23 protein-coding genes are annotated in these 22,875 nt (G+C 56.0%); 9 read left to right on the top strand and 14 right to left on the bottom strand.

The genetic code is table 11. From position 1 onward, the window contains the following. Positions 1-23 precede the first annotated feature (23 nt). Together dnaK and grpE are read right to left on the bottom strand one after the other, a co-directional pair. Positions 24-1,949, bottom strand: coding sequence for a molecular chaperone DnaK (gene dnaK / locus WDB70_RS09785; protein WP_406663820.1), 1,926 nt, complete (start codon positions 1,947-1,949; stop codon positions 24-26). Positions 1,950-2,128: 179 nt separating this feature from the next. Beyond that, positions 2,129-2,683, bottom strand: coding sequence for a nucleotide exchange factor GrpE (gene grpE / locus WDB70_RS09790; protein ID WP_406663822.1), 555 nt, complete (start codon positions 2,681-2,683; stop codon positions 2,129-2,131). Positions 2,684-2,790: 107 nt separating this feature from the next. On the opposite strand from grpE, the gene nadK reads away from it, so the two are divergent. The 3 genes from nadK to WDB70_RS09805 all read left to right on the top strand — a co-directional run bounded on the left by nadK (position 2,791) and on the right by WDB70_RS09805 (position 5,805). After that, the gene (gene nadK, locus WDB70_RS09795) at positions 2,791-3,669 is read left to right on the top strand and encodes an NAD(+) kinase (protein ID WP_406663824.1); all 879 of its coding nucleotides are present in this window, start codon (positions 2,791-2,793) and stop codon (positions 3,667-3,669) included. 66 nt (positions 3,670-3,735) lie between these two features. Further along, entirely contained in the window at positions 3,736-5,400 is a 1,665-nt protein-coding gene (gene recN / locus WDB70_RS09800; RefSeq protein WP_406663826.1) for a DNA repair protein RecN, read from the top strand. 69 nt (positions 5,401-5,469) lie between these two features. Further along, positions 5,470-5,805: an outer membrane protein assembly factor BamE gene (locus tag WDB70_RS09805; protein ID WP_406663828.1), complete on the top strand. Its 336-nt coding sequence runs from the start codon at positions 5,470-5,472 to the stop codon at positions 5,803-5,805. A gap of 2 nt (positions 5,806-5,807) precedes the next feature. Here the strand turns inward: WDB70_RS09805 and WDB70_RS09810 are convergent, their stop codons facing one another. Both WDB70_RS09810 and WDB70_RS09815 read right to left on the bottom strand, forming a co-directional pair. Then, positions 5,808-6,173 (bottom strand): RnfH family protein, encoded by a 366-nt coding sequence (locus tag WDB70_RS09810; protein ID WP_406663830.1) that lies wholly within the window; start codon positions 6,171-6,173, stop codon positions 5,808-5,810. Next, positions 6,148-6,579 (bottom strand): type II toxin-antitoxin system RatA family toxin, encoded by a 432-nt coding sequence (locus tag WDB70_RS09815; protein WP_406663832.1) that lies wholly within the window; start codon positions 6,577-6,579, stop codon positions 6,148-6,150. The genes WDB70_RS09810 and WDB70_RS09815 overlap by 26 nt, the downstream gene beginning before the upstream one ends. A 105-nt stretch (positions 6,580-6,684) precedes the next feature. Here WDB70_RS09815 and smpB point away from each other — a divergent pair, with 105 nt between their 5' ends. Next, on the top strand, positions 6,685-7,161 hold the full coding sequence (gene smpB, locus WDB70_RS09820; RefSeq protein ID WP_406663834.1) for an SsrA-binding protein SmpB: 477 nt from the start codon (positions 6,685-6,687) through the stop codon (positions 7,159-7,161). A gap of 99 nt (positions 7,162-7,260) precedes the next feature. Next, positions 7,261-7,761, top strand: coding sequence for a DUF962 domain-containing protein (locus WDB70_RS09825; RefSeq protein WP_406663836.1), 501 nt, complete (start codon positions 7,261-7,263; stop codon positions 7,759-7,761). Here WDB70_RS09825 and WDB70_RS09830 read toward each other — a convergent pair. The 4 genes from WDB70_RS09830 to WDB70_RS09845 all read right to left on the bottom strand — a co-directional run bounded on the left by WDB70_RS09830 (position 7,758) and on the right by WDB70_RS09845 (position 11,200). Further along, a complete protein-coding gene (locus tag WDB70_RS09830) occupies positions 7,758-8,048 on the bottom strand; it encodes a DUF6587 family protein (protein ID WP_406663838.1) in 291 nt (96 codons plus the stop codon). The genes WDB70_RS09825 and WDB70_RS09830 overlap by 4 nt on opposite strands. After that, positions 8,045-9,901: a ferrous iron transporter B gene (locus WDB70_RS09835; protein WP_406663839.1), complete on the bottom strand. Its 1,857-nt coding sequence runs from the start codon at positions 9,899-9,901 to the stop codon at positions 8,045-8,047. The genes WDB70_RS09830 and WDB70_RS09835 overlap by 4 nt, the downstream gene beginning before the upstream one ends. After that, positions 9,895-10,131: a ferrous iron transport protein A gene (locus WDB70_RS09840; RefSeq protein WP_406663841.1), complete on the bottom strand. Its 237-nt coding sequence runs from the start codon at positions 10,129-10,131 to the stop codon at positions 9,895-9,897. Before WDB70_RS09840 ends, WDB70_RS09835 begins: the two co-directional genes overlap by 7 nt. A 112-nt stretch (positions 10,132-10,243) precedes the next feature. Then, complete coding sequence (locus WDB70_RS09845) at positions 10,244-11,200, bottom strand: calcium/sodium antiporter (protein ID WP_406663843.1); 957 nt, start codon at positions 11,198-11,200, stop codon at positions 10,244-10,246. A 272-nt stretch (positions 11,201-11,472) separates the two neighbouring features. On the opposite strand from WDB70_RS09845, the gene WDB70_RS09850 reads away from it, so the two are divergent. Further along, positions 11,473-12,357: a L,D-transpeptidase family protein gene (locus WDB70_RS09850; protein ID WP_406663845.1), complete on the top strand. Its 885-nt coding sequence runs from the start codon at positions 11,473-11,475 to the stop codon at positions 12,355-12,357. Between the two features lie 43 nt (positions 12,358-12,400). Here the strand turns inward: WDB70_RS09850 and WDB70_RS09855 are convergent, their stop codons facing one another. The 5 genes from WDB70_RS09855 to WDB70_RS09875 all read right to left on the bottom strand — a co-directional run bounded on the left by WDB70_RS09855 (position 12,401) and on the right by WDB70_RS09875 (position 18,252). Further along, positions 12,401-12,667, bottom strand: coding sequence for an Lpp/OprI family alanine-zipper lipoprotein (locus WDB70_RS09855; RefSeq protein WP_406663847.1), 267 nt, complete (start codon positions 12,665-12,667; stop codon positions 12,401-12,403). Between the two features lie 117 nt (positions 12,668-12,784). Further along, entirely contained in the window at positions 12,785-13,087 is a 303-nt protein-coding gene (locus WDB70_RS09860; protein ID WP_406663849.1) for a DUF3240 family protein, read from the bottom strand. Beyond that, positions 13,047-16,136, bottom strand: a complete 3,090-nt coding sequence (locus WDB70_RS09865) for an efflux RND transporter permease subunit (RefSeq protein WP_406663851.1) — start codon at positions 16,134-16,136, stop codon at positions 13,047-13,049. Before WDB70_RS09865 ends, WDB70_RS09860 begins: the two co-directional genes overlap by 41 nt. Continuing rightward, complete coding sequence (locus WDB70_RS09870) at positions 16,133-17,110, bottom strand: hypothetical protein (protein WP_406668124.1); 978 nt, start codon at positions 17,108-17,110, stop codon at positions 16,133-16,135. The genes WDB70_RS09865 and WDB70_RS09870 overlap by 4 nt, the downstream gene beginning before the upstream one ends. Continuing rightward, on the bottom strand, positions 17,104-18,252 hold the full coding sequence (locus WDB70_RS09875) for a TolC family protein (protein ID WP_406663853.1): 1,149 nt from the start codon (positions 18,250-18,252) through the stop codon (positions 17,104-17,106). Before WDB70_RS09875 ends, WDB70_RS09870 begins: the two co-directional genes overlap by 7 nt. 301 nt (positions 18,253-18,553) lie before the next feature. On the opposite strand from WDB70_RS09875, the gene WDB70_RS09880 reads away from it, so the two are divergent. The 3 genes from WDB70_RS09880 (at position 18,554) to WDB70_RS09890 (ending at position 21,974) form a co-directional block, all read left to right on the top strand. Beyond that, the gene (locus WDB70_RS09880) at positions 18,554-20,104 is read left to right on the top strand and encodes an ArnT family glycosyltransferase (protein ID WP_406663855.1); all 1,551 of its coding nucleotides are present in this window, start codon (positions 18,554-18,556) and stop codon (positions 20,102-20,104) included. A gap of 168 nt (positions 20,105-20,272) precedes the next feature. Beyond that, positions 20,273-20,563, top strand: a complete 291-nt coding sequence (locus WDB70_RS09885) for a hypothetical protein (protein ID WP_406663857.1) — start codon at positions 20,273-20,275, stop codon at positions 20,561-20,563. Positions 20,564-20,675: 112 nt separating this feature from the next. After that, entirely contained in the window at positions 20,676-21,974 is a 1,299-nt protein-coding gene (locus tag WDB70_RS09890; RefSeq protein ID WP_406663858.1) for a methyl-accepting chemotaxis protein, read from the top strand. Here the strand turns inward: WDB70_RS09890 and WDB70_RS09895 are convergent. Further along, the gene (locus tag WDB70_RS09895; protein ID WP_406663860.1) at positions 21,971-22,843 is read right to left on the bottom strand and encodes a LysR substrate-binding domain-containing protein; all 873 of its coding nucleotides are present in this window, start codon (positions 22,841-22,843) and stop codon (positions 21,971-21,973) included. The genes WDB70_RS09890 and WDB70_RS09895 overlap by 4 nt on opposite strands. Positions 22,844-22,875 lie beyond the last annotated feature (32 nt).

Below are 22,875 nucleotides of genomic sequence, written 5' to 3' on the forward strand. Positions count from 1 at the left end.
CCCGTACCGATAAGGCCAGGGCCTTATTTCTTGTCGTCGTCTTTGACTTCTTCGAACTCAGCGTCAACAACATCGTCGCCACTCTGGTTCGCATTAGCCTGCTCAGCACCACCGGCAGCCTGCTCCTGCTGCATTTTCTGCTGCAGAATTTCCATCAGCTTGCTGGAGGCTTCCATCAGAGCCTGCTGCTTGGCTTCGATCTCGGCTTTATCGCTGCCTTTGAGCGCTGTTTCCAGCTCGCCCAGAGCGGCTTCGATCTTGCTCTTGTCGTCAGCACCAAGCTGCTCACCGGCTTCTTCCAGCTGCTTGCGGGTACCGTGTACCAGCGCATCAGCCTGGTTACGGGTGGCGACCAGTTCTTCGAACTTTTTGTCGTCCTCAGCGTGAGCTTCAGCGTCACGCACCATTTTTTCGACTTCTTCCTCGCTCAGACCAGAAGAGGCCTTGATGGTGATCTTCTGCTCTTTGCCAGAGTTTTTGTCTTTGGCCGAGACGTGCAGGATACCGTCAGCATCAATATCGAAGGTCACTTCGATTTGCGGCATACCGCGCGGTGCCGGCTGGATACCGTCGAGGTTAAACTGGCCCAGTGACTTGTTGTCGCCACTGCGCTTACGCTCACCTTGCAGCACGTGAATGGTGACAGCAGCCTGGTTGTCTTCAGCAGTAGAGAACACCTGGCTGTGCTTGGTTGGGATGGTGGTGTTTTTCTCGATGAGCTTGGTCATCACACCGCCCATGGTTTCGATACCCAGCGACAGCGGGGTTACGTCCAGCAGCAGTACGTCTTTAACATCGCCAGCCAGCACACCACCTTGAACCGCGGCACCAACAGCAACTGCTTCGTCAGGGTTAACGTCTTTACGCGGCTCCTTACCGAAGAACTCCGTTACCGCTTGCTGTACTTTCGGCATCCGGGTCTGGCCACCAACCAGGATCACTTCGTCAATGTCGCTCACCGACAGGTCGGCATCTTGCAGAGCGACTTTGCACGGCTCCATGGAGCGGGTGATCAGATCCTCTACCAAGGATTCCAGCTTGGAGCGGGTAACCTTGATGTTCATATGCTTAGGACCGCTGGCATCAGCTGTGATGTACGGCAAGTTGACGTCAGTCTGTTGCGCAGAAGACAGCTCAATCTTGGCTTTTTCTGCCGCTTCTTTCAGACGCTGCAGGGCCAGCTGGTCGTTGGTCAGGTCAACGCCCTGCTCTTTCTTGAACTCGTCAACCAGGTAGTTGATCAGACGGTTATCGAAGTCTTCACCACCGAGGTGGGTGTCACCGTTGGTGGCCAGTACTTCAAAGGTGTGCTCGCCATCCATTTCATCGATTTCGATGATGGATACGTCAAAGGTACCGCCACCGAGATCATAGACGGCGATGCGCTGGTTACCTTTTTTCTTGTCCAGGCCGTAAGCCAACGCTGCCGCAGTCGGCTCGTTGATAATACGTTTGACTTCCAGACCGGCAATCTTACCGGCATCTTTGGTGGCCTGACGCTGTGAGTCATTGAAGTACGCCGGTACCGTGATAACCGCTTCAGTAACCGTTTCACCAAGGTAGTCTTCGGCAGACTTCTTCATTTTTTTCAGCACTTCTGCAGAGATCTGCGGCGGCGCCATTTTGTTGCCTTTCACTTCTACCCAGGCGTCACCGTTGTCAGCGTTGACAATGGCGAACGGCATGATTTTCACATCACGCTGTACTTCGTCATCGGTAAACCGACGACCGATCAGACGCTTGATAGCAAACAGGGTGTTTTTCGGGTTAGTCACCGCCTGACGCTTGGCAGACTGACCAACCAACGTTTCGCCATCATCGGTGTAAGCGATGATAGAAGGAGTAGTACGGGCACCTTCCGCGTTTTCAATAACGCGTGCCTTGTCGCCATCCATGATAGCCACACAGGAGTTGGTAGTGCCCAGGTCGATACCGATAATCTTGCCCATATCAGTCTCCGCTAAACTGCTTAAATTAAGGTTGTTGGTAACATGGGGCCGGCGGGCCACTTTTCAAGTCTGTTACCTGTTACGTTGTCGTTGACGCTTATGTGGGGTAGCCGTTTTAGCTTTTCAAGGCCCGAAAATGAAAAAACCCGGAAAAACCGGGTTTTGTTACGGCAACCGGCTCAGCCTTGGGTGCTGACAATCACCATCGCCGGGCGCAACAGCCGACCATTGAGGCTGTAGCCTTTTTGTACGACGGTCAGAACGGTATTGGCCGGGTGCTCTGCTGACGGCTGCATCGCCATCGCCTGGTGCAGATCCGGGTTAAAACCCTCACCTTCGGGGTTAACCACTTCCAAACCGAATTTCGCCACGGTAGACAGGAACGATTTAAGGGTCAGGTCGACACCTTCAAGCATCGGCTTGAGTAGTTCGTTATCACTGTCTCCCAGCTCCAGGGCTCGCTCCAGCGAATCGGCCACCGGCAGCAATTCACCCGCAAACTTTTCCAAAGCAAACTTGTGGGCTTTTTCCACGTCCTGGGCGGCGCGGCGGCGGATATTGTCAGCTTCAGCTTTGGCCCGCAGTACCACTTCACGCTGTTCAGCAAGCTCCGCTTCCAGGCGTTCCACTTCCGCTTGCAAGTCAACTTCTGGCAAATGCTCCTGTTGCTCGGGCTGTTGTTCCGCGGCCTGTTCCGGCTGCTGTTCGGCTTGTTTATCCGTTTCTTCGGTCATTGCCTGTCTCCTCAATACGACGTGCGGCTTATTATGGGGGCGCCGCTGCGGGTTTCAAGAGAGCGCCGCTCAGTTATACTGGCAAAACCACACATCAGGAAGCTGTGATGAGCCAACCCTTTAAAACCATTGCGCTTATTGGCAAGCCGCAACACGATGGTGCCGGCCAAACAGTCAGCGCCCTGCACCAGTGGCTACAGTCGCAAGGCTACCGCCTGCTGGTGGAACAGCACACCGCCGAAGGCCTAAGCCTCGACGGTGCCGAACGTGCCGACATTGCCACCCTGGGCGAACAAGCCGATTTGGCCATTGTGGTAGGGGGAGATGGCAATATGCTCGGTGCTGCCCGAGTACTGGCCCGCTATGACGTTGCCGTTATTGGTGTTAATCGTGGCAATCTCGGCTTTCTCACTGACCTTGACCCTGATGACTTTCAGGCACCACTCAGTGAGGTCCTGGCTGGCCGCTACCAGACAGAGTTTCGTTTTTTACTAGATGCCACAGTACTGCGCCACAAGCGTCAGGTAGCCTCCAACACCGCAGTCAATGAAATGGTGCTGCATCCGGATAAAGTGGCCCACATGATCGAGTTTTCGGTCAGTATCGACCAGCAGTATGTTTACACCCAGCGTTCGGATGGCCTGATCGTGTCCACGCCCACCGGTTCAACGGCTTACTCCCTGTCCGCCGGTGGCCCGATCCTGCACCCGAAAATGGACGCCATCGTGCTGGTACCGATGTTTCCTCATACCCTGTCCAGCCGGCCCATCGTGGTAGAAGGCAATAGCCTTATCACTCTGGTGGTCACCTCCAACTCCGATGATCTGCAAATCACCTGTGACAGCCAGGTAGCCCTCAGCCTCAAGCCCGGTGACGAGATCCGTATTCAAAAAAGTGCTTATCCACTGCGCCTGGTACATCCCCCGGGCCATGACTACTACCACGTATTGCGCAGCAAACTGGGCTGGAGCTCAAAACTCTTTTGATTTGCCTCTTTACTGTATGAAAAACCAGCTTATACTGGATGCAATTACAGTAAAGGAGGCTGCACCATGCTGGCGCAACTGACCATCAGTAACTTTGCTATTGTCCGTTTTCTGGAGCTGGATCTGTGCCAGGGGCTGACCGCCATCACGGGTGAAACCGGCGCCGGCAAGTCTATTGCCATAGACGCCTTGGGGTTGTGCCTGGGGGAGCGTGGCGAAGCCAGCCTGGTCAGGCCCGGCGCCGATAAGTGCGAAGTCTCCGCCCGTTTTGATGTTACCCAACTGCCACAGGCCCAGCGCTGGCTGCAAGACAACGAGCTGGATGACGAAGGCCAATGCATTTTGCGTCGCACCCTCACGGCCGAAGGCCGTTCCCGCGGTTATATCAATGGCCAGCCGGTACCGCTGTCACAACTCAAGGCGCTGGGAGAGCACTTACTGCATGTGCACGGCCAGCACGCCCACCATGCGCTGCTCAAAACCGAACATCAGCTGGCCTTGCTGGATGACTACGCCGGCCACCATGCTCTGCTCAGCGCCGTGCGCCAACAATATCAGCAACAAAAGCAACTCAGTGCCGAACTGGCTAGTCTGGCCGCAACCGAAGCCCAGCGCGAAGCCCGTCGGCAGCTGCTGGAATATCAGGTGCAGGAGTTGGACCAATTCGCCCTGGAGCCTGGCGAATATGAACGTATCGAGGCCGAGCATCATCGCCAGGCTAATGCGGCCACCTTGATAGAAGAATCTCAGCGTAGCTTGGCGCTACTCAGTCAAGATGAACAGCTCAATGTCAGTGACATGCTGCGCCAGGTGCTGGAACGGCTAGGCCGTTTGCAACATGACGACCCGGCACTGGAACCGGTGCTCAGCACTCTGCATGACGCCAGTGCGTTGCTGGATGATGCCAGTCACGAACTGGATCGTTACCAGCAGCGCCTGGAAATCGACCCTGAGCATTATGCAGCCCTAGACGAACGGCTGAGCCATGCGGTCAGCCTGAGCCGCAAACACAAAGTCGCCCCAGCACAACTACCAATTCTGCATCAGCAACTGGCCGAGGAGCTCAGTAGCCTCAATGCCAGTGATGACCGCCTGGTAGCACTGGAACAGGAAGTGGCCCGTGCCCACGACGAATACCTGCAGGCTGCCAGAAAGCTTAGCCAGAGCCGTGAACGCCACGCCAAGGCCTTAGCCAAGGGGACCGAAGCCAGCATCCGTGAGCTTGCTTTGCCCCATGCCCGTTTTCAGTTTCAGGTGCAATTTGATGACCAGGCCAGCCACGCACTTCAGGGGCTCGATAAAGTGCAGATGCTGGTAGCTACCAACCCCGGCCAGCCTCTGGCGCCTATGGCGAAAGTGGCTTCTGGTGGTGAGTTATCACGCATTGGCCTGGCGCTGCAGGTATTGCTCAGCGATAAAACGCAGGTACCGACGCTGATTTTCGACGAAGTCGATGTGGGTATTTCGGGCCCTACCGCTGCTGTTGTCGGTAAATTGCTGCGCCAGTTAGGCGAACGTACTCAGGTCTTTTGTGTAACACACCTGCCGCAAGTAGCCGGCCAGGGCCACCAACAACTGCAAGTCAGTAAAGCCGTCAGCAAGGGCCAGACGGAAACCCGCATGCAGCCTTTAACCACACAGCAACGGGTAGAGGAACTGGCCAGATTATTGGGGGGAGACAGCATCACTGAAGCAACAAAAGCCAATGCTCGGGAACTTTTGGCCGATTGAATGCTCTGTTGCTGGAGGTAAGCTACGGGCGGTATGATGCGCCACAGAATGAATAAGATGGACTAGAGCATGAAAAAAATCTTGCTGGCCCTGACCCTGGGCCTGAGCCTGGGTGGTTGCGGCCTGATTTATCGCATTGATGTACCTCAGGGCAACTACCTGGAGCAAAATCAGCTGGATAAGCTCAAGCCTGGAATGAATCAGGATCAGGTGAAGTTTGTGATGGGCACACCGATGCTGGAAGACAGTTTTGCCAAGGGTACCTGGTATTACAAATATGAATTCCGCCCCGGTAACGGTAAAGCCATCAGCCGGGAAGTGAAACTGTACTTCAACGACAAAGGCCTGCTGCAAAGTGCCCAGAGTAAAGACTTCAATATCCCCGCGGCACTGAAAAAGAGCTGATTTCAGCTCTCAGCGCGCAACGGATTAGGGCGGCCGCCGGTAGTTTTATCGGCCCGCCCTTCTTCTTTGGCTTTTTCAGCCCGGCGGCGGCGAATGTCTTTGGGATCGGCCGTCAATGGCCGGTAAATTTCAACCCGATCACCATCACGAACACTGTCGGTACGCTTGCAGGTACGTGACCAGATGCCAACATCCATACTGGCAAAGTCCACATCAGTAAAACGTTCAGTAATACCACTGCGGGCAATAACATCAGCCACTGTCGAGCCATCCACTACTTTCAGGGCAATTAATGCTTGCCGCTCTGGGCTGGCAAAAGCGACTTCAACACCGATTAACCGTTCAGTCACGATATACCTCCCCGGCACGTTTACAAAAGGCGTTCACCATCGCGTGGGTGAGCTGGGAAAAAATACCGCCAAAGGCCATCGCCACCAATGGTGATGAAAATTCAAAACGCAGATCCAGCCGAACCAGGCAGCCCTGCTCGTTGGCGTCAAAATGCCAGTCACCGTGTAAAAACCGAAAAGGACCGTTGACTAACTCCAGATGGATACGATCGGGGCCATAGAGTGTATTACGGGTGGTAAAGGACTTTCTTACCGGCCCTTTGGCCACATCCAGGGTAGCGGTCATATTGTCACTGTTCTGGCTCAGCACACGAGCTGCCACACACCCCGGCAAAAACGCCGGGTAACTGGACACATCGTTAACCAGGTCAAACATTTGCTGTGGTGAAAAAGGCACCTGCTGCTGGCGCGCGATCCGCGGCATGGTCGATTCCGTCAGGGGTTTGGCGCGCATAATAGCACTTGTTATGACAATGGGCATCCGGGCAAAATGCCATGCATTTCATGCTGTGATTCGTATAATGCGCCCATGACCAAGAAAAAAAGCCAACAGGGCGGTAGCACCGACATCGCCCAGAACAAAAAAGCCCGCCATGACTACTTCATTGATGAAAACTTTGAAGCAGGCTTGGCTTTGCAAGGCTGGGAAGTGAAAAGCCTGCGGGCCGGTAAAGCCAATATTTCCGAGGCTTATATCATTCTAAAAGACGGTGAAGCCTTTTTGCTGGGCGCCACTATTCAGCCACTTAACACCGCCTCCACCCATGTAGTGGCCGACCCTACCCGCACCCGTAAACTGCTACTTAATCAGCGTGAGCTGGAAACGCTCTACGGCCAGGTGCACCAGAAGGGCAAAACTATTGTGCCGCTGAAAATGTACTGGAGCCGGGCCTGGGCCAAGCTATCCATCGGTATTGCCCGAGGTAAGAAAGCCCATGACAAACGGGCAGACATCAAAGACCGTGACTGGCAGCGGGAAAAAGCCCGGGTAATGAAACACGGTTAATACCAAGGCGTCCCTGGCGCCTTTTTTATTGCCCGCCCAGCCCTTGCCAAGCTCTGCTAAATGCCGTTCACTAGCCTAAGAAAGGACAGGAAACGGCCTATGAAAACGCTCACAGATCACCTAGCGCAATACGCTGCTTATCACCGCGATAGGCGCAATATTCTTACCCACTTTCTTGGCATCCCCATGATTGTGGTGGCCATTACAACCCTGTTGGCCAAGCCGGCCTGGCAACTGGCGGGAGTCACCGTCACACCAGCCTGGCTATTGCTGCTGTTCTCCGCGCTTTTTTATCTACGCTTGTGCCTAGGCTTGGGAACATTGATGAGCATATTGCTCCTGGCGGCGGTGGGTGCAGGTGACGCACTGGCCCAAGGCAGCACCTCACAGTGGCTGGCCTGGGGTCTGGGGCTATTTATCGTGGGCTGGATATTGCAGTTTATCGGCCACTATTTTGAAGGGCGCAAGCCGGCCTTTGTGGACGACCTGGTCGGGCTTATTGTCGGCCCCTTGTTTGTCGTAGTGGAACTGCTGTTTTTACTGGGCATGCTACCGGGGCTGAAACTGGCTATAGAGAGCCGTGTTGGCCCTGTACATTAAGGGCGACTACGGAAAATTTCCTGTTCGTTTTGGCGCGGCGCAGGAGCACAACCACTACAGCTACTGCAGCCATTTCCTGTGCCACAGCCCCCGGCCTGAGCCAAGGCAGGTTGTAGGTGCCGCCCTAGCCAACGGCTAAAAGCGCCATGGCCCGGCGCTAGCAGGCGCATAGCCAAGCGCCCCTGCCAACGAAAGCGGTGCTTCGGGGCCAGCTTGCCCAAGGCAACCCATAACGCCACCAGCAATACCCCGGTAAGCACCAGCGCCTGTACAACTGCAAAGATCATAGTAACGCCTCCGCTATCTGATACACCGCCATGGCCGCCAAATATGCCAGTGCAAACAAGTAACCGGCGGCTACCAGCATCATCTTCCAGGAGTTGGTCTCTCGGCGGATCACCGCCAGGGTGGAAATACATTGCGGTGCAAAAATATACCAAGCCAGTAGTGACAGCGCCGTAGAGAGCGGCCACTGGCCTGCAATGACCTGCCCCAATTGGTGAGCAACGGCATCTTCTGAACCCGACATGGCGTATACCGTGGCCAGAGCCGACACCGCAACCTCACGAGCCGCCATACCCGGCACCAGTGCAACCGAGATCTGCCAGTTAAAGCCCAGCGGCGCAAAGATATAGGCGAGCGCATGGCCAATCTTACCGGCAAAGCTGTAATCGATTGCCGGGCCAGTGGCGCCAGCCGGCGGCCCCGGGAAACTGGACAAAAACCACAACAGTACCGTCAGGGAGAAGATAATACCGCCAACCCGACGCAGAAAAATCTTGGCACGATGCCATAGCCCCCAGGCCAGATCCCGCAGGTTAGGCAAACGATAAGCCGGTAACTCCAGCAACAACGCTTGCTCTCCTTTTTCCCGCCGTAGCCACTTCATCACATAAGCCACCAGCAAGGCGCTGATAATGCCGGCAAAGTAAAGCGAGAACAGTACCAGTCCCTGCAGGTTAAAGAGCCCCGCTACCGTTTGCCGGGGTATGAAAGCGGCAATCAGCAAAGTGTAAACTGGCAAGCGGGCTGAGCAAGTCATCAAAGGGGCCACCAAAATGGTGGTCAAACGATCACGGGGGTTCTGAATACTGCGCGTGGCCATGATCCCCGGCACTGCACAGGCAAAACTGGAAAGCAGAGGAATAAAAGCCCGGCCAGTCATGCCGGCCTTGAACATCATTCGGTCCAGTAAATAGGCTGCCCGCGGCAAATACCCTGACTCTTCAAGTACCAGAATGAACAAGAACAGGATGAGGATCTGCGGCAAAAACACCAGCACATTGCCCAGGCCAGAGAAAATACCGTCATTGAGCAAACTGTATAAGGCACTGTCCTTGGGAAAAGGTGCCGTCGTCAGCACCGCCAGCTGAGTAACCCCATCAGTAATGCCGTCCATCAAAGGCTCAGCCCAGGAAAACACCGCCTGAAACATAAAAAACATGGCGGTAGCCAATAGTACGAAACCCAGTACCGGATGCAGTACCACACTGTCGATACGGTCGGTAATAGTGGGTCCCTGAGCGCTTTGCGTAACAGTATCTGCCAGTAATTGCCGCACCTTCTGGTGTCGTTCAGCCAGTGACAAAGCAGGCTGCTGCGGCGCCGTCGGCAACTCCGGGTTTTCCAGGCAGCTGATCAACTGCTCTGCGCCCTGGCGATCCACAGCCACCGTTTCCACCACCGGGATGCCCAGCGCTTTGGACAGTTTGTCCAGATCAATCGACACACCAAGCTGGCGGGCAGTGTCCATCATATTCAGGGCCAACACCATGGGCTGGCCCATACTGAGCACTTCCAGCACAAAACGCAGGTGTAAGCGCAGATTGGTGGCATCAACCACGCACACCAGCAAGTCTGGCTGCCGTTCGCCCGGGTAACGGCCCAGACAAACATCGCGGGTTACCGCTTCGTCGGGGCTGGTGGCATCCAAGCTGTAAGCCCCTGGCAGGTCAATAATGGCAAACTGATGGCCATTACGGCTGGTCAGCACCCCTTCCTTACGTTCAACGGTTACCCCGGCATAATTAGCCACTTTCTGCGTGCTGCCGGTCAGCAGGTTAAACAAGGCTGTCTTGCCGCTGTTAGGGTTGCCAATCAGAGCAACCCGGGGCGTTTGGGTTTCTGCGGCCATTAACATGACTCCACCTCAACCCGAGCCGCTTCCAGCTTACGCAGGGCAAAGCGGGTACTGCCTACCTTGACGACCAATGGATTACCGCCAAAAAGCCCTCTGGCCACCACGGTAACAGGTTCGCCGTCAACAAACCCCAGCTCTCGCAAGCGCTGCGCTACAGGGTCATCCGGGTATTGGTCGGTGACCTTTTTCACGCGCACTTGCTGCTGTTTTTTGACCATTGCCAGGTTCATGAAGCCCCACCGCCTAAAGCTAAACGAAAATCTTTCTCACTATACCTTAAAGCAGGAACCGGAAAAAATGCCCTGGAACAAAAAAGGCCCCGTCAGGGGCCTCTATTTAGGGTTAATTTAACAATCCGTAAGCTAGGTAGGCGTTGTAAGAAACATACACCAGCAACAAGATGCCTCCCTCGATACGGTTGATGCGCCCCTGGCGACGAAAACCGTAAGCCATCAAAAACAGCAGCAACGTCAGCCCGGCCATCACCAGCCAGTCTCGGTGCAGTACCACAGAAGCAACGCTCATCGGGTGAATAACCGCAGCAATACCAACCACGGTGAGGGTATTAAAGAGATTTGAGCCCAGCACATTGCCCAGTGCCAGATCGTGTTCACCTTTACGCACAGCAGCCAGCGACGACGCCAATTCCGGCAAGGAAGTGCCAATGGCGACGATGGTCAGCCCGATAACCAGATCGCTCACCCCCAGTTGCTGGGCGATACTGACCGCCCCCCAGACCAGCAAGCGTGAGCTGAGCACCAGTAACAGCAACCCTGTCAACAACCAGAATAATCCGGCCCGCCGTGACATGGTCAACTCAGTGTTGGCTTCACGGACCTCCGCCGCCAAAGCATCCTGACGCTGGCGCAGCCCCTGGCGGATACTCCAACCCATCACCAGTACGAAGACCGCCAGCAAGACCAGGCCATCGCCACGGCTGATCTCACCGTCAAGCAGTTGATACGCCGCCAGCAACGTGATCAATCCCAGTAGTGGCAGTTCTCGCTTAAGGATTTGCGAATGCACCTGGATAGGGCTAAGCAAGGCAACAACCCCCAGGATCAGTGCAATATTGGCGATATTAGAGCCATAGGCATTACCCAGCGCCAGCCCGGGGTTGCCATGACTGGCAGCCAGCGCGGACACCACCATCTCAGGCGCAGAAGTACCAAAGCCAACAATCACCATACCGATCAGCAACGGCGGCATACCGGCATAGCGTGCTGTTACCGAGGCACCATCCACAAAACGATCGGCACTCCATACCAACACCATCAAGCCTACGATCACGGCTAGCATTGCAAGCCACATTTACAGCACTCCTCGGTCATTTCACGTCAGCGATAATAACGGGTTCCGTTATTGATATCAGGGGGAAAATCCGGCCACTATGACAAGTGTTCCGAGCCACTAAAGCAATAAGAAAAACCCGAACTGGCGACTCGTCTATCCCTGATCATTGCTAGTTAGGGCGCCGGTTATCCCTGGTCAGCCACACTTAGTTGGAAAATCACTTGCCTGTGCGCGGCAAGTACGGATACTGAAGGCACGCTTTGTAACAGGAAACCATCATGCGCTTGTTGTGGTTATTGCTGCTGATTGTGGGGCCTGTCGCCTCAGCAGCCGTATACAGTCTGCCGGAAAAAGGCAGCCTGCTCGGAAAAGCCAGTACTTATGTTGTCAAAAAGGGCCAGTCTTTCGAAGAAATAGCCCGTCTCAAAGGAGAAGGTCCGCTCAATATTATTGCCGCCAACCCCGGCCTGGACCCTTTACTGCCCCCTGCTGGCAGCCGTATTAAACTCCCCAGCCAGTTGTTACTGCCCAATACGCCACATCAGGGCATTGTCATCAACCTGGCGGAGTTACGGTTGTATTACTACCCCCCTAACGGCCAGGAGGTTTACGTTTTTCCGGTTGGTATCGGTCGCATCGGTTTAGACACCCCGTTAGGTACCACCCGCATCATCAACAAAAAAGCCAATCCAACCTGGACGCCGACGGCTGATACCCGCAAGCGCCTTGAAGAACAGGGCAAAACGCTGCCGCAGGTGGTACCGGCTGGCCCCAACAACCCACTGGGCCTTTTTGCCATGCGCCTGGGTTTTGATAAGGGTGAGTACCTTATTCATGGCACTAATGAAGATGTCGGCATCGGCATGCGTGTCAGCGCCGGCTGTATCCGCCTGGAGCCCAAAGACATTGAAGATCTGTTTGCCAAGGTGCCGGTACATACCACAGTGCGGGTAATCAACCAGCCAGTGAAAACCGCTATCGAGCCTGATGGCAAAGTGTACCTGGAAGTACACGAGCCTCTTAGCCACCCGGGACGGGATCGTTCACTGACCATGACCAAAGCCCAACGGGCACTCTTGGCCAAGCCTTTTATTAATGCCAGAAAAGTACAGCAAGCAATGCTGCATCAATCGGGGTTGCCGGTATTGATCGGCCACCAGTAATGGCCGGAAAGGAAAAGAAAAAGGCGCCGTTTGGCGCCTTTTTTTATTTCTTGTAGTAATGCGTGGACATGTTGTCAATGCGCTCATTGGCGCGCTTGGCTTCCATGGCTGCACTATCAGCTGCGGCTTTGGCGTCATCAGCGGCCTGCTTCACAGCAGCCTGGCCAGTTGCCAGTTGGTCAACTTTGGTGGACAGCTGGTCAACTTTGTTAGACAGCGTGTCAACACGTTGTTGCAGGTCATTGCTGGCACAACCGGCCAGGGCACTGGACATTACAACAAGGGCGATGGGGGCAAGAGTACGTTTCATATCCATTCCTTTTCCAATTAATGGCAAGAGGTTATGCCGAATACCGGACGGCGTATCCAGTTTGGCATAACAAATTGTAAATTGTTACAAATTGCGGAAAAAATCCAACAATTTCCGCTAATTCAGTCTTCCTGATTGTTCCACAGGCGTCACCCAGTAGTGCAGGCCCATACCACCATGAACCCGCTGCAGCTCCTCAAGCACCGGCGCCAGATCATCTGCGGCCAGGATCAAGTCCATCGCCATCCAGCGTTTGCGCCCGGCAACTTGCTCAGCCACCGACAGCGACAAGGGAGCGCGGCTGAAACCTTCGGCACTGTACTGCGTAAAACCCGGTACGGATGCCAGCATCATCAGGGTGTCAGCAACCGCATCGGCCTCAGCGTACGGCAGGATCAGTGTCAGTTTCTTGAACGACATGATTATTTTTCCCCATTAACCATTGATAAGCCATCGGCATCAGGATCAAGGTGACCAAAGTGGCGGAAATCAAGCCACCCACCACCACCATCGCCAGCGGGCGCTGCAATTCAGAGCCAGGGCCAGTAACCGACAACAGCGGTAACAAACCGAGCATACCGGTACTGGCCGTCATCAGGATTGGCCGCAAGCGGCGAACCGCGCCGTCGCGCACCAGTGCCGTCAGAGCAACGCCCTGACGGTGCAGCTCCTCAAAGTGGCTGATCATCACCACGCCATTGAGTACGGACACCCCCATCAGCGCAATAAAGCCGACCGACGCAGGCACTGACATGTATTCACCGCCCAGATAAAGGCCCAGCACCCCGCCGGTAAGGGCAAAAGGTACGTTAGCCAGTACCAGTAAGGCTTTAGTGCTACTGCGAAAAGTGGCCAGCAGCAGCAAGAAAATCAGCACCAGCGCCAACGGCACCACCAACAGCAAGCGGCCGGCGGCCCGCTGCTGGTTTTCAAACTGGCCACCCCAAACCAGGTGGTAACCGGTAGGCAATGACAACTGCTGCGCCAGGCGAGCCTTGGCAGCATCAACAAAGCCCACCAGATCACGGCCACTGACGTTGGTACGCACCTGGGCAAAACGGCTGGCATTTTCCCGCGAGATCACCACCGGCCCTTCATCACGGGAAATGCTGGCGACCTCTCCGAGCGTCACTGTTTTCCCGCCGCTCAGTACTAACGGCAGTTGTGCCAGCGTGGCCGGCGCCAGCGGTTCGCGGCTACGCACCAGTAAAGGCACCGCCCACTCCCCTTCCATCGCCTGGCCTACTTCCACCCCTTCAAAATAACGGCGCATCATCCGCCCCAGCATGGCGGCGTCCAGGCCGTACTGCACTGCCATGGTTTCTTTCGGGCGGATATTGAGAAAACGGCTCCCTTCAGTCACCGCCGTTTGGGTATCAATGGCACCGGGCTCCTGGGCGATCAACTGCTCAGCCTGGCGCGCCAGGGAGGCTAGCGTGGCCAGATCCGGGCCGAAGATTTTCAGCACCACATCACCACGGGCGCCGGTAAGCATTTCCGATACCCGCATATCAATGGGCTGGGTGAAGCTGATATTGATGCCCTTGAATGGCTTGAGTACCTCACGAATGGCGTTTTCCAGCTCGGCTTTGGTGGCAAAGCGCCATTTGTCACGGGGAGCCAGTTGCATAAATACATCGGTTTCATTCAGCCCCATCGGGTCCATACCGATTTCGTCCGAGCCGGTACGGGCAACAATCTGCACAATTTCCGGCACCTGCGCCATCAGTGCTTTTTCAGCAGCATTGTCCAGCGCTACTGACGCCGCCAAGCTGATGGTAGGTACTTTTTCAAACTGTACGATAATGTCGCCTTCATCCATGGTTGGCATGAAGGTTTTGCCTAGCTGGGTAAAGAGCGCCGCCGACAGCACCAGTATCACAAGCAGTGCAGCCAGTACCGCCTTCTGCCGGTTCAGGGCTACTTCCAGCAAACGCCGGTAACCTTGCTGCAGCTTGTCGACCCATTTTGGCTGGCTACTATGACCGCCGCGCAGCAGCCAGCTGGCCAGCACCGGCAAGGCAAACAGGCTAAGCAGCAGCGACGAGACCAGTGCAAAGACCACGGTCAACGCAACTGGCATGAACAGCTTGCCCTCCAGGCCATCAAGGGTTAACAGCGGCAGGAACACCGTAACAATGATCAGGGTGCCGGCGGTCACCGGTACCGCCACTTCCTTAACGGCCTGATACAAAAGGTGCAGGCGTGGTAGCGGCTTTTCTTCTCCCAGCCGTACCAGGGTGTTTTCCACGACGACCACCGCCGAGTCCACCAGCATACCGATGGCAATTACCAGCCCACCCAGGCTCATCAGGTTGGCAGTCATGCCGGTCTGGCGCATCAACAGGAAGGTTGCCAATGCCGCCAGCGGCAGGTTAATGGCCACCAACAGGGCCGCTCGGATGTTACCCAGAAACAACACCAACACCAGTACTACCAGCGCCACCGCCAGCCCCAAGGCCTCCGTGACGGTACCAATAGCAGTATCAATCAATTGCTGACGGTTATAAAAAACGTTCACTTTGACATCGTCGGGCAGTGACGATTGCAAACTGGCCAGACGAGCCTGTACCCGGGCAATCAGCTCACCGGTATTGGTTCCCCGCAGCGCCATCACCAGCCCCTGGACGGTTTCGCCATCGCCGTTGCGAGTCACCGCACCGTAGCGCTCCAGCCGATCAAGGCTGACAGTAGCCAGGTCGGCGAGCCGGTACCATTGCTGATCATTACCGGCAATAGGCAGAGCACGCAGGGCATCCAGGCTGGTCAGGCGGTTTTGTACCCGCACGGTCATGGCCTCGGCCCCCAAATCAAGGCGGCCAGCACCGGTATTGCCATTTTGCTGCTGGATTTGCTCGGCCAGTTGCGGCCAGCTCAGCCCGGCAGCCAGCAAGGCCTGCGGTTTAGGGCTGATGTTGTAAACCCGGGCATCGCCCCCCAGCACGTTGACGTCAGCCACCCCTGGCAGCACCCGCAGGGCTGGGCGGATCACCCGCTCCAGCAACTGGCGCCGGTCCATCAGACTGCGCTGCGGGCTTTCCAGCGAAAACATGAAAACATCCGACAACGGCGTACTCATGGGTGCTACGCCGCCCTGAATATCCGCCGGCAGACTGGGTCTGACATCATTGAGGCGGTTAGCCACCTGCTGGCGAGCCCAGTAAATGTCGGTGCCGTCCTCAAAATCGAGGGTGATATCGCTGATAGCGTATTTCACCGTGGTGCGCAGCAAGCGCTGTTTGGGGATCCCCAAAAACGCGATTTCCAACGGCCGGCTGATCTGGCTTTCCACTTCCTGTGGGGTCATCCCCGGCGCTTTGATGATCACCTTAACCTGGGTCGGGGAAATGTCGGGAAAGGCATCAATAGGCAATTGCCGCCAGGCCTGAATACCGGCCACAACAAGCCCCAATAGCACCAGCAATACCAGCCAGCGCTGAGATAATGCAGCAGCCAGCGGACGACTCATTGCTCACCCCCCATGCCCATCAGCATGCCTTTGAGAGCAGCTACAGAGGCACTGGCCAGTTGCTTGCCGGTCAGTTCGCCCTGCACATACAGCCACTGGCCGTCATCAGACAGCACCGTCACCGGCTCAGCGGCAAAACCACTCTCGGTTTTGACGACCACGGCATCACCGGCCTGCCACTGAAACAGGCTTTGCCGGGGAATGCGGTAGGCATTAACCGCCATCCAGGGCGTCACTTCCAAATAACGGCCCGGTGGTTGCCGGCACTCGGGTGCCAACGGCGCACTGAGCCATTGGCGGCGCAGACCATCACTCTGCCCGCCACCGAGCGCCACGTCGGTAATACACTTGTCAATGTGCACCGTCATGGCACTGAGGTGGTCTGGCAAGGCAAAGCTGAGCCGTTGCCGGTTCGCCGGCAACAGTTCCAGAATTTGGCTGCCGGCCGCCAGATGAGCACCACTCACACCATTGATTTGTACTACGCCATCAGTAGGCGCCGACAACACCCAGTCACGCCCCTCGGCCTTACCCTGCCAGAGCTGTAGCTGCCCTTGTATTGCCAGCAGCTGTTGATATTCCAGATCGCTGGTGTGGGCATCATGGTGCCATTCCATCCAGGTTTGGCGGGTAATGTCGCCGGTATCATAACGGGACTGGTTTCGCACCAGGCGGTCTTTGGCAGCTTTCGCATGATGCTCTGCCAGCTCCAGCCGGCTTTGCAGGCTGGCCAGGTCGGCGCCACTGAGTTTGACCACCGGTTGCCCAGCCTGAACCTGCTGGCCATCAACAATTAGCCACTGATGCACCACTGTTGCCATCGGCAAGCTCAAGCGCTTGCGATCAGCCTGAGTGACCACCACTTTCGCTGGCACCGCCAACAGCGGCACTTCCTGCACAGGGGTGGCAGTAGCCCAGTTAACTTGCCAGGCAGCATTAGCCGCAAAAACGATTGTCAGCATTGGCGTTACCATGAAAAACCTCCTGCCTGATTAAGCTGTGCTGCACTGGCCGCCACCTGCACTTCCAGGCGCGCCTGTTGTAACTGAACCATGAGAAAATCCTGATACTGGCGCTGCCAGTCGCTGACCGAGATTTCCCCAGCCGCTTTCGCCGCGTCTGCCACCGCCATTAGTTGCTGGGCTTTGGCCAGCTTGGCTTTGGTCAGTGTTAACGCCAGGGCGCTGTTCTCGTATTGCGCTTTCGCCTGGTACCACTGCTGAGTCAACTGCTGTTGCAGCCGGGCCAGGTTGCGCTGTTGGGTTTGCATGGCAAGATAGTCGTCGGCACTGTCTTCCCCGCTACCACCGCCCAGCGGCATGCTAAATTGCAAGCCAATCTGAGTGTCATCGGGGTAGCCTGGCGCCCCCTGGATTTGCTTGACCGATACGCCTGCGTGCCAGGGGTATTGCGCGCCCTTTTCACTGCGCTGGTAGCGCGCCTCGGCCAAATTGGTGAGCAACTGGCTTTCCTTTAACGCCGGGTGTTGGTTAATGTCGCTGGCCTTGACTGGCTCTTGCCAGTGCGCGGGCCAGTCAGCCAGGCCCGTTAACGCCTGATAATTGCCCTCAGCCCGGGCCAAACGCTGCTTGGCACTGGCCAGCGCCAGTTTGGCATCAGTCAGGGCGTTGTCGGCTAACAGCCAGCCCAGACGGCCGCTTTCACCGGCTGCTACAGCCCGCTGCTGGCGTTCAGCCAGCGCCGAATAGCTAGCCACCCAGTGGCGATACTGCACGACCTCGGTGTTGGCCAGAGCAATATCAGCCAACACCTGCCGTAAGGCACCGGTCAGGTCGAGACGGCGTAATGCCGTACCGAGCACCTGCTGTTGGCCCAGCGATTTATCAAGGGACGTCAAATACTGCCGCTGGCCGCTACCGGCGATGGGCACCGAGATACCCAGTTCCCACTCATCGCCTCCCTTATTGAGGCCAAAGCGACTGTCGTAACGATTCAGTTGTACAGAGACCGGCCCTTGCTGCCAGCGAGACAGGGCCGGACGCGCGGTGTTGTGTTCCGGTACCTGACGCAGCAGTTCAGCTAACGTCATGGCCGGATCAGCCGCTCCCTGAGCGGCGGTGCAGAATATGGCACTAGATAACAATAAAAAACGCATCGTTCCTCCTGTTGCACCCATAGGCTGCACCGAAAAACTTAAGGATTTGTTAACCTAACGATAACCTCAAGGTTACCAAAACAAGACATCCTTTCTGCGTTAAATACCGCCCTCACTGGCTTTACCCGATTTTTGCAGTGTCGGTAAAGCAGCGGATTTTAGCCATGATCCGCCTCAAGATAATTACAAAAAACCAACAACCATGAAAAAATAGAACCTCTGTCAGTGTGTTAGGATTTTTAATACACTCTTAAGCCGATAAGAACAGGCTGCCCACAGCCTGAAATGGAGTCTTTTCTCGATGCGTGATTTGCTGACCGGAACACGTCTGGCCATTATGCTTGGCCTGGCTATTGTTCTTGCCCGGGTGCTGGCCTATCCCCTCTTGCCTATTGACGAAACGCGCTATCTGTCAGTGGCCTGGGAAATGTGGCAAAGCGGTAATTACCTGGTGCCCCATATCAATGATTTGCCCTACCCTCACAAACCCCCGTTACTGTTCTGGCTGATCAATCTGGCCTGGACCTTCTTCGGTACCAGTGATCTGGTAGCCAGGCTGGCTATTCCGGTGGTTGGGCTCAGTGCTTTTGGCCTGCTGGCCGCTGTGGTTCGCCGCAGTGAAGGCAGCAATGCCGGCACCATTGACCGTGCCCCGTTGATCCTGCTGAGCCTGTTCCCCTGGACCATTTACCTGGCGCTGAGCATGTTCGACATTCTGGTAACGGTGTGTTTGCTGCTGGCCCTGTGGAGCCAGTTGCGTTATCAAAGCAGCCGTACGCTCGGCTGGTTACTGCTCAGCGGTTTTGCCGTTGGCCTGGGCATGATCGCCAAAGGGCCGGTGATGCTGGTGTACTGGTTGCCACTGATGCTGAGCTACCGCGCCTGGCGCGGCGAACAAAAAGGCTGGCTCAAAGGCGTTGGCCTGGCCACCTTGTTAGGCGTGGTAGTGGTATTGGCCTGGGCAGTACCGGCCGCTATTGCCGGTGGCTCGCACTATGCTGAAGCCATTTTCTGGCGCCAGTCAGCGGGCCGGATCGATAATGCTTTTGCCCACGCCCGCCCCTGGTACTGGTACCTGAAACTGTTGCCACTGCTGCTGCTGCCCTGGACCCTGACCCGGTTCTGGAAGCGCCCGCTGGTGGCCACACCATTACAAAAAATGGCGCTGTGGGGCTTTTTGCCACAACTGGCTCTGTTTAGCCTGTTCAGCGGCAAGCAAGTACATTACTTGGTACCAACTCTGCCGTTTATCGCCATCTGGCTGTCAGAGCAATGGCCGAAGATCACTGACAAACGGCTTTGGGCAGTACCGGCGATGCTGCTGGCCCTGGCCGTTGCCACCTGGCAATTGCCGACTCTGGCCCTGAAGTATTTCCCTGCCGCCCCTCTGGCGTCCTGGACCAGTTACCTGGCCATTATTCCGGTCATTCTGGCGCTGCTGGTGTGGTGGAAACCGGCTAGTCGCTGGTTGATGGTTTCGTTGCCGCTGGCACTGAACACCTTCTTGCTGGGGCTGTCGCCGGCCATTATGCAGTACTACGATCTGGAACCCTTTGCGCAGCAAGTCACCCGTGCACAGCAGCAACATGCTGTGGCTTACGTGGGCGGCTACGCTAACCAGTTCCGCTTCCTTGGCCGGGGTACGCAGCCGCTGGCCGAGTTGCTGCATGGCACCGAGCAATGGCGCCAGGAGCATCCCGACGGCATGCTGGTGGTCGTGTTACGCCACCCCAGTGAAGCGCAAAAAGCCGCCGCGGTCGTCACCAGCCACTACCGCAGCCAGTTCTATCTGCTGGTCAACACCAAGGACTGGCCGCTGTTTGCAAGCCAGCCTGCCAACGATGCGGACTAACCCCGCGCGCTGACCAAAAAACGGCCCCCTCGGGCCGTTTTTTATTACCCCTATTGCTGGTGCCAGGCGCTGGCATCTGACGACACTAAAACAGCGCTGATGCTCTGGCCTAAAAGCTATCCTGACCTATGCTAGTGAGCGGGTTAATATGGACAAGGTAATGAGCTGATGACACCTGAGATGCTCGACCCCAGCCGCACGGAAGTCGCCTGCCCGCTTTGCATGGGCGAAGCCACCTATGCCCCGGAACTGGATGAAGATCTCTACAACTGCCCCAATTGCGGGCGCTTTCGCATGAGCCGTGAGTTCAAAGCCCAGCTCAAGCGCGTATACATGAACGACGAACGCCTGGCCCGTATTCGCAGCATTATTGGCAAAACGCCCCGGGGAAAACTGCCCAGCCTGCAACTGGATCATCTGCGCCAGTTCGAACTGATTTTTATTGATACCGTCAGCTAATAAGCCTTACTCAGAGCACGCTGCCCCTTCCTTCTGGCAGCGTAAAAATCTTCGGAAAAAAATAAAACTGTGGTTATGCTTTGGCTCAGGAACAAGCTCCAAGGACGACTCCATGTTTAACCGCACCCGCCTGCTGCTGACTGAAATACACAACCTACAAAATCAGGCAGCACAGGTCCGTGATGATCTGCAAGCCATTCGCCATTACACCGCTTACATTAGTTTCACTCCCAAGGGCGAGATCAATGATGTCAATGACATCATGCTGCACGCCACCGGCTACCGTCGTGAGGAACTGCTCGGCCAGCATCACCGGCAATTGTGTGAGCCCGCTTATGCCGGCTCCAAAGACTACCAGCAGTTCTGGCAGGACCTGGCCAGTGGCCAGCCCAAGCACGGCACCTTCAAGCGGCGCAGAAAAAATGGCCAACCCTTGTGGATAGAGGCTACGTATTTTCCGGTGACCGACCACGCCGGCAAAGTGACCAAAATCATCAAGATCGCCGCCGACATCACCACTGACTACCTGGCATTACAAGAACGCAATGCCATTTTCACTGCTATTGATAAATCCCAGGCGGTGATCGAATTTACCCCGGATGGCTACGTTACCCACGCCAATGAAAACTTTCTGCGTATTTTCAGCGTCAGTCTTGAACAGGTACAAGGTAAGCACCACCGGCAGTTCTGCTTTGATCGCTTCTATCAGCAACACCCGCACTTTTGGCAAAAGCTGGCCCAGGGAGAACACTTTGCCGGTAAATTTGCCCGGCGTGATATCCACGGCCAGACCGTTTGGCTGGAAGCCACCTACAACCCCATTTTCAATGAAGACGGTAAAGTCTATAAGGTAATCAAGTTTGCCTCTGACATTACCGAGCGGATCAACAGCCTGGCGCAAGTCACCGAAGTGGCCGCCAGTACCTCAGAAGAAACCTCACAGATCACTCAACAGGCGCGTCAGGCACTGGACGATGCAGTACACACATCAGAGCGAATTACCCATCAAGTGGGCACGGTATTAGCCACCGGCGAACGAATCCGCCAGCAGTCATTGGCTATTGCCGACATTGTTTCAACCATTCGCGGCATTGCCGAGCAGACCAACCTGCTAGCCCTCAATGCCGCCATTGAGGCGGCGCGGGCCGGTGAACAAGGTCGGGGCTTTGCCGTTGTCGCCGATGAAGTAAGAAAGCTAGCCACCCGCACTGGCGAAGCCACCCGGGAAATCGAAACCGTTGTGGCTACCAACAGCGAACTGATCACCTCACTGGACAAAGACATTACCGCCATCGATAGCGTGGCAACCCAAGGCCAGGACAAGATTGCTCATATCCACCAGGGTATCGGGGAAATAGAAACGGGCGTCCAGCATATTTCCGCACTGGTGCACCGAATGACCGAGTTCTAGGCCTGGGGGCATTGCTGGCGGCAATAATCCACAAACTGCTGCATTAAGGCGGTGTGATACTTGTGCTGGTGCCAGCACAGCCACAGTTGCCGTTCTATAGGGGCAGGCAAGGCTATCATCACCAGCCGCCCCTGTGCCACGCGGTCAGCTACCGCCAGCTCGGAGATAAGTGTTACGCCAAGCCCGGCCTCCACCGCCTGCATCACCGACTCCAGGGTATTGAACTGGCTGCTTTGCACGGTTTTTTTCAGCTTTGGTGCCAATTGCTGGTCAAAGTGTTCGCGGCTGCCTGACTGCGGTTCGCGTAGCACCCAGTGTTGCTCTGCCAGCTGCGGGTACGTTACCGGCATGGGTAAATCGAGCAGCCCATGGCCCGGCGGCGCTACCACCACCATCTGATCACAAAGCCAGGGCTCGGTAACCAATTCAGCAAACGGGTTTTGCCCCTCAATAAGGGCCAGATCCAACTCAAACTGGCGTAACTGCTGGCACAGCTCATAGCTGTTATGAATGCTGACATTCACCTGGCTAAGTCCGGAGCGGGCCAGCAGACCCGGCAGTAAGTAGTTACCAATGGTCTGGCTGGCGCCAATCTGTAACTGCCCACGGGGCGCACCGCTAAAAAAGTGCTGAATGTCGTTGGCGCGGGCCAATAGATCTTCTGCCAGCGGCTGTAAAGCCCGGCCCTGCTGGTTGATTTTCAGGTGTGGATGCACTCGGTCAAACAGGGGTGTCGCCAGCTGCCGTTCCAGTTCCGCCAGCGCCTGAGACACCGCCCCCTTACTCAAATAAAGCTGCCCGGCCGCCTGGCTGAGGTTGCCACAGCGGGCCACGGCACTGAAAACCTGTAGTTGTTTTAAGGTCACCACGTTTAGTTAATCCAAACACTACATTCAAATCA

This window comes from Gallaecimonas aegicerasi, from assembly GCF_045291545.1.
Classification (GTDB): Bacteria; Pseudomonadota; Gammaproteobacteria; order Enterobacterales; family Gallaecimonadaceae; genus Gallaecimonas.

Coding starts and splice junctions, on each gene's coding strand:
- WDB70_RS09850 (WP_406663845.1), top strand. CDS start 11,473: ATGCGCTTGTTGTGGTTATTGCTGCTGATTGTGGGGCCTGTCGCCTCA.
- WDB70_RS09890 (WP_406663858.1), top strand. CDS start 20,676: ATGTTTAACCGCACCCGCCTGCTGCTGACTGAAATACACAACCTACAA.
- WDB70_RS09825 (WP_406663836.1), top strand. CDS start 7,261: ATGAAAACGCTCACAGATCACCTAGCGCAATACGCTGCTTATCACCGC.
- WDB70_RS09845 (WP_406663843.1), bottom strand. CDS start 11,200: ATGCTAGCCGTGATCGTAGGCTTGATGGTGTTGGTATGGAGTGCCGAT.
- WDB70_RS09835 (WP_406663839.1), bottom strand. CDS start 9,901: ATGTTAATGGCCGCAGAAACCCAAACGCCCCGGGTTGCTCTGATTGGC.
- nadK (WP_406663824.1), top strand. CDS start 2,791: ATGAGCCAACCCTTTAAAACCATTGCGCTTATTGGCAAGCCGCAACAC.
- WDB70_RS09815 (WP_406663832.1), bottom strand. CDS start 6,579: ATGCCGCGGATCGCGCGCCAGCAGCAGGTGCCTTTTTCACCACAGCAA.
- WDB70_RS09880 (WP_406663855.1), top strand. CDS start 18,554: ATGCGTGATTTGCTGACCGGAACACGTCTGGCCATTATGCTTGGCCTG.
- WDB70_RS09865 (WP_406663851.1), bottom strand. CDS start 16,136: ATGAGTCGTCCGCTGGCTGCTGCATTATCTCAGCGCTGGCTGGTATTG.
- dnaK (WP_406663820.1), bottom strand. CDS start 1,949: ATGGGCAAGATTATCGGTATCGACCTGGGCACTACCAACTCCTGTGTG.
- WDB70_RS09870 (WP_406668124.1), bottom strand. CDS start 17,110: ATGGTAACGCCAATGCTGACAATCGTTTTTGCGGCTAATGCTGCCTGG.
- WDB70_RS09805 (WP_406663828.1), top strand. CDS start 5,470: ATGAAAAAAATCTTGCTGGCCCTGACCCTGGGCCTGAGCCTGGGTGGT.
- smpB (WP_406663834.1), top strand. CDS start 6,685: ATGACCAAGAAAAAAAGCCAACAGGGCGGTAGCACCGACATCGCCCAG.
- WDB70_RS09840 (WP_406663841.1), bottom strand. CDS start 10,131: ATGAACCTGGCAATGGTCAAAAAACAGCAGCAAGTGCGCGTGAAAAAG.
- WDB70_RS09875 (WP_406663853.1), bottom strand. CDS start 18,252: ATGCGTTTTTTATTGTTATCTAGTGCCATATTCTGCACCGCCGCTCAG.
- grpE (WP_406663822.1), bottom strand. CDS start 2,683: ATGACCGAAGAAACGGATAAACAAGCCGAACAGCAGCCGGAACAGGCC.
- WDB70_RS09830 (WP_406663838.1), bottom strand. CDS start 8,048: ATGATCTTTGCAGTTGTACAGGCGCTGGTGCTTACCGGGGTATTGCTG.
- WDB70_RS09885 (WP_406663857.1), top strand. CDS start 20,273: ATGACACCTGAGATGCTCGACCCCAGCCGCACGGAAGTCGCCTGCCCG.
- WDB70_RS09855 (WP_406663847.1), bottom strand. CDS start 12,667: ATGAAACGTACTCTTGCCCCCATCGCCCTTGTTGTAATGTCCAGTGCC.
- recN (WP_406663826.1), top strand. CDS start 3,736: ATGCTGGCGCAACTGACCATCAGTAACTTTGCTATTGTCCGTTTTCTG.
- WDB70_RS09860 (WP_406663849.1), bottom strand. CDS start 13,087: ATGTCGTTCAAGAAACTGACACTGATCCTGCCGTACGCTGAGGCCGAT.